Annotated in this window: 2 protein-coding genes; one reads left to right on the top strand and one right to left on the bottom strand. The window is 67.1% G+C overall.

The window, feature by feature from the left end; genetic code table 11:
* On the top strand, nt 1-681 hold a 681-nt coding region (locus B2W70_RS06970; RefSeq protein ID WP_286744168.1), incomplete at its 5' end, for a hypothetical protein.
* Nucleotides 682-691: 10 nt separating this feature from the next.
* On the opposite strand, the gene B2W70_RS06965 is transcribed toward B2W70_RS06970, so the two are convergent.
* Nucleotides 692-1,042, bottom strand: coding sequence for a hypothetical protein (locus B2W70_RS06965; protein WP_286744164.1), 351 nt, complete (start codon nt 1,040-1,042; stop codon nt 692-694).
* Nucleotides 1,043-1,272: the final 230 nt, after the last annotated feature.

Below are 1,272 nucleotides of genomic sequence, written 5' to 3'. Positions count from 1 at the left end.
GCGGTGCGCGAGACACAGGGCAGCATGTCGCCCGAAGACATTTCCCGCTTCGAGTCCGGCCCGGCCTTCACCCGCCTGTTCACCCAGTTCGCGGGCTACTTCAACAACCTGGCCAACCTGATGGGCACTGAGTTCGCCACCGTGGCCCAGGGTATGGGCCTGCGCAAGGGTGCGGGCCGGCTGTTCCATGTCTTCCTGCTGGGCTTCCTGGTGCCCGCGTGGGTGGCCGAGGCCATCGTGCAGGGCATGCGGGGCGGGCCGGATGACGAGGACGGAGACGGCTACCTCGACGAGTTCGTGGCCTTCCTGATCGGGGCGCCGATTCGCACCGCTGCAGCCATGGTGCCCGTTGTGGGCCAGGTGGCCACGGTGGCGGCCAACTCGTTCAACGGCAAACCCTACGATGACCGCATGAGCACCGCGCCGGCGGTCAGCATGATCGAATCCGCTGCGCAGGCCCCTCACTCGGTCTACAAGGCGATCCTGGAGGATGGCAGCGCCAAGCGCGCAGTGCGCGACACCCTGACGCTGGTCAGCATGCTGACGGGTGTGCCTGTCGCGGTGCTGGGCAAGCCCCTGGGCTACGCCGCCGAAGTGGCAGAGGGCAGGGCGGATCCCACCGGGCCAGCGGATGCCGCACGGGGGGCCCTGACGGGCGTGGCCAGCCCTGGCAGCAAGTAAGAGGGGCAGTTCAGCGGAGTGCCTGGACAAGGGCCGCCAGGGGCTTGGATGTGACGTGAAACGCCATCCACAGCCACAGCCCCATGGCCAGGCCCGCCCCCATGCCGCCCGCCACGCCGAACGGACTGAGAAAAGCGCAGGTGATGACTGGCGCGAGCACCGCCCGCCAAGTGGGCGAGAGGGCGTAGGCCACAGCGAAGGCGGCAAGGCCGACTAGGGCCTCGGCCCCGTGGCTGTCGTCATTGCCGAGCAGCACCAGGGCAATCAAGAACGCACCGAGGGCGAGGCGAAAGACCTGTCCCGCCCACCAAAGGGGGCGCGCGATCTCATTCGACACGATTTCCTGGGTCTGCTCTGCCATGGTCCTCCCTCCTCCCAAGTCGGGTCTTCACCTTTAGCAGGTCAGCATAGCGCCACCGTCGCGTTTTGTTGCTGATGCTCGTGGAGGGCTTTGGAAAACCTGCGCGCTTGCTGAGCTCGTCGACGAAGTAACGACGGCTCACCCCTAACAGCTCAGCGGCCTGGCCTGCGTCGAGCTCCACGGCTGGAGCGGGTTTGATTGACCCGGTGTAGAGCGGCGGGACTCGTTCC

It is taken from the genome of Aquabacterium sp. UBA2148 (genome assembly GCF_002328915.1).
GTDB classification, from domain to species: domain Bacteria; phylum Pseudomonadota; class Gammaproteobacteria; order Burkholderiales; family Burkholderiaceae_C; genus Aquabacterium; species Aquabacterium parvum.
Note: the sequence above shows the minus strand (reverse complement) of the source record. Positions and strands in the feature narration are given on the sequence as shown.

Coding starts and splice junctions, on each gene's coding strand:
- B2W70_RS06965 (WP_286744164.1), bottom strand. CDS start 1,042: ATGGCAGAGCAGACCCAGGAAATCGTGTCGAATGAGATCGCGCGCCCC.